The sequence below is a fragment of the Desulfovibrio piger genome (assembly GCF_012843875.1).
Lineage (GTDB): Bacteria > Desulfobacterota > Desulfovibrionia > Desulfovibrionales > Desulfovibrionaceae > Desulfovibrio.
The window spans coordinates 1-3,442 of the sequence record NZ_JABAFY010000093.1; the positions used below are offsets into that span (position 1 = coordinate 1).

The window sequence follows — 3,442 nt, forward strand, 5'->3', positions numbered from 1 at the left end:
TGTGCCGCCATATGGTCTCTCCTCATTGTAAGTGAAGAGATTATAACATACTTTTGAATTTGACGACACTATCTAGGTGGAACACCAAATTTTACCTTTCGGCTTCCACCTTCATCCGTGCTTTCCTTCCCTCTCGTGCGATACGGACTATTCTATCTCCACCACGTCACTGATCAGCGACAGTCCTAAAATCACTGCCCCATATTCTGCTTGAATAGCTGTCATTTCCGGCGAATCGTAGGGTACACTGCTCATACGCCGCTGGATCTCTAACGCCTGTTCTTCCCCCAGCCTGTAGAGCGCCCGTATACGCTCCACGTTGGCATTCAGTGCCGCCACCAATCCGGGATTGCGCTCTAGGAAGGCCTGCCGCGAAAAAGAATTAATGGCGGAAAGTTCATCGGATCCCATACCCTTGAGTTCCTCTGAAAACTCAGCAATTGCCAATTCATTCTGTTGCATGCCAATGGAGTGAAATAACTCCAAAAGCTCCATATCAGTCAGATGAGACTCACCCAAGGCTGCCTCCACCCCCGCACCATTCATTCTATCCGCGATATCAACGCATTTGCTCAGAAAGTTTCCATCACGCAGGGTACTGTTTGTGAGGACCGCGCTTTTCCAACGAACGGACAGTTCAGGAGAAAAGTCGAATCTGTCTACCGATCTGTACAATTCCGTTTTCCCCGTAAGGAATCTGTCCACAATACGCTGATAACCGTCCTGTATCTGTTCGGTTGTAGGCATAGTATCCGTGCCTGTTTCAGGCTTGCCGCACAATTCGCGGATATCTTGTCGCAAATAGGCAAATCGTCCGGATTCATTTATATTACTCAAATTCAACCTCGCCTTCACCTCGTCCCCGCTCAGGCCAGTGGCTGCTGCCATTCCAGCATATATGGTGTCCATTCCCCTGCTCCAAGAGGCCTGGATATCATGCTCTACCCGCAGCAGAACGCCCGCTTCAGGCAGGCTGTCCAGAAGCGCCGCCACGGCGGCCCTGTCTCCGGCGCCGGCAATGGCGTCCGCTAGCTCGGGATGCCGCTGCCGCAGGGCATACGATACGGAGGAAAGCCCGTCCGCATCCACATTCAGACCCATGCGCCGCGCCATTTCTCCCAGCAGCCCGCGAAATGCGCCGTTCGCGGCGGCGTCATGGGCGCGAGCCTCAAACAGCGCCGCCAGTTCGCCGGATGTGACGGGCGTTGCGGAAGCGCGTATATCTCTTGCCAGAAGAGAGGATACTGCATCACGTTCCCCGGAGTTCCATCCGTTCAGCGCCATGGCGCTATCTCCGACAGGCAGGCAGTCCGCTCCGAAGCGTGCCCGCATGTCCGCAACGGCATGATCCAGCGCCAGAGCATGGGCGGGGGGCATCTCCGCCCTGCCCAGCGAAGCGGCCAGACTTTCGTTGTGTTCGGCAGGGCGGGGCAGACCGAGCAGCATACTCTGCGCGCACAGCGCGGACCCCATCAGCAGCAAGCCCTGATCCTGCAGAGCCTCGCTGGAGGAACCGCTCAGTTCCATTCCCTTGCCGATATCATCCGAAAGCATGTTCATCAATCTGTCCACCAGGTCGGGCCGCGCCGCCAGTGCGTCACTCAGACCGGGCACCACATCAAGCATGGCCTGCGCCGCAAAAAACGCGCATCGCCCTGTCCGTCTCCGCCAAGTTCCGCCCAGGCTTCCCGGCCATAGTGAGCATGCAGGGCACTCGCGACTTTCGCCCCCAGGCTTTCCATCAGGCCAAGAATTTCCCGATCGCCGAATTCTCCGGCAGGAGCGTTCAGCGCTTCCAGCAGACTGCGGGCGTCGACACCCGAACCCACGGCATGGAAACTCGTGAACATATCCCCCTTGTCCAGTGTGCGTTCGCTCAGCGCCCTGCTTTTCCACTCGTCCGCAAGCCGTGGGGATAATCCGAGCCTGTCCACCGAAGCGAAAAGCTGCGCCTTCTGGTTCACGAACCTGTCCGCAATGTTGCGGAAGGCGGCGACAAGATCATCGCCGCGAGCGGGGTTTTTCCCTTTCAGAACGTCCGTGGCCAGATACGCAAAAGAATTTTTCAGCTTGGTGAAGTCCACCTGCTGCCGGACAAGCGCCTCACTCAACCCGGTGGCCTGCGCAAGGCCGCTGACGGCACGCTCCTGCGCCCGGGCCTGGGCGTCCGCCACGGCATGGCGCAGCCGCACGTCGTCGGCAATGCGGGGCATAAACGCTTCCAGCCTCGCGTCAACGGCGGCGCGATCCGCGCATGCGGACAGCGCCGCGGACAATTCGGGAGAATCCCGCAGCAGACTTTGCCTGATGATGGCCGGTTTCGCGCCAGCGTAGCCGATTTCCTCGCAACACGCGCCTATGCGGGCTTCCAGCACCCGATTCGCCATCAGGGGTGTCCCCTTTTCCACGAGCAGCGTGCGCAAGGCCTGGGGAGAAACCTCTTCCGCAGCAGTGCGCAGGGCGTCTTTCACTCCTTCCAGCAATGCAAATCTGCCGGGCAATGTTTCCAGCGTCATGCCTTCGGGAAGAATATCCGCGCCGAAACGTGTGCGCAGATAGGCAAGGGCTTCACTGACCGCCGCCTGATGGGCCGCAGGCAGCGTTTCCTTGCCCAGCCCATCCGCCAGCCCTCTGTTGAATGCGTCGGCTCGGGGCGGCGCGGGAGGAAGATGCTCCCCCGCCACCCTGGGCCCGGGAGCCTCGCCCGCGCGGGCATGGCGAACCAAAGCGCGGATGCCTTCGGAAATACCCAGTGTGAAAATCCCCAGAATCACGCGCCCCGCGACGCTTCCGGCGGAAGGCCGCGCTCCCCGCAGCTCGGCGGGTGCATCCGCTTCCGCCCGGGGGTGCACCCCCTGCATACCCGGCTGCTGGACACCCGAGCCGCCAACCTGGTTAATCTGCGATATAACAATTCTCCTTTCATATGAGTTCATGCGGGATACAACCCGCATCCGACCGCAGCGCGAACCTGTTCCAGAGAACGGCGGGCGGGAGGACGCCCGCCAGGATTCCAGCAGTATATGTCCTCCTTCTGCCACTGTATATGCCAATAAAATTGGCATATATCCGCACCGTTATCATAGTTTAACGCAAGACACGTGCCAAGAACCTTACCCGGGAGGAATGTCCTTTTCCCTGTATGGGAGAAGAGAAGCGGAAGCAGCGCTTTTCAGGAACGGAAAAGGAGAAAGCGCGGCTTCATGAAGGTGCGGACGAACCGGATGCGGATATATGCCGATCCCGTCCATGCGGAAACCGAACTGACCCGGCAAAAGCGCTCTCCAGCACAGCGGCATCCATCGTTTTTACAGCAGAGCCGGGAAATTCCTGCTGAAGGGTTAGAACAGTTTGCATATAATCTACCTAAGAGGATGTCCGGCATGTTTTTTGATTTTAAAAGGTGTGGTAATCTCGTCCCATGAAACAAACAGATTTTCGT

General features: G+C 58.3%; 2 protein-coding genes. Both read right to left on the reverse strand.

Going from position 1 to position 3,442, the window contains the following annotated elements:
• Positions 1–147 precede the first annotated feature (147 nt).
• Positions 148–1,626: a hypothetical protein gene (locus tag HF854_RS12180; protein ID WP_168936524.1), complete on the reverse strand. Its 1,479-nt coding sequence runs from the start codon at positions 1,624–1,626 to the stop codon at positions 148–150.
• Positions 1,602–2,936, reverse strand: a complete 1,335-nt coding sequence (locus tag HF854_RS12185) for a hypothetical protein (RefSeq protein ID WP_168936525.1) — start codon at positions 2,934–2,936, stop codon at positions 1,602–1,604. Before HF854_RS12185 ends, HF854_RS12180 begins: the two co-directional genes overlap by 25 nt.
• Between the last annotated feature and the right edge of the window lie 506 nt (positions 2,937–3,442).

Excerpts from the sequence above, each read along its gene's own strand:
- HF854_RS12180 (WP_168936524.1), bottom strand. The coding sequence starts at position 1,626 with ATGCTTGATGTGGTGCCCGGTCTGAGTGACGCACTGGCGGCGCGGCCC.
- HF854_RS12185 (WP_168936525.1), bottom strand. The coding sequence starts at position 2,936 with ATGAACTCATATGAAAGGAGAATTGTTATATCGCAGATTAACCAGGTT.